The organism is Bacillus sp. SIMBA_074 (genome assembly GCF_046534555.1).
Classification (GTDB): Bacteria; Bacillota; Bacilli; order Bacillales; family Bacillaceae_G; genus Bacillus_A; species Bacillus_A mycoides.
The window spans coordinates 1-240 of record NZ_JAWRYM010001144.1; the positions used below are offsets into that span (position 1 = coordinate 1).

Consider the following 240-nt stretch of genomic DNA (forward strand, 5'->3'; position numbering starts at 1 on the left):
TGTTGGCTAGTCCCTTTGTATCCGGGTCAAATAACTTACTCTCCGTTTTCGACCTTTCAATTTCATCAAATATTGTTTCATCTTCATGTCCACGATAGCCGATTATGTAATTGTCTAATCTTTGATAACATTCTACATCGCCTCTGAATATCAAAAGTTCATCATATGGAACTCCTAAAATCCTGGAGAGTGTTATTAAATCAAGTTTATCAGGAAAAGATTTCCCACAATAATAATTAG

1 protein-coding gene is annotated in these 240 nt (G+C 34.2%); it reads right to left on the reverse strand.

Annotation, left to right across the window (positions count from 1 at the left end; genetic code table 11):
- Nucleotides 1-240, reverse strand: a 240-nt coding sequence (locus tag SB773_RS34320; protein WP_410594987.1) for a hypothetical protein, incomplete at both ends; no start/stop codon positions are given.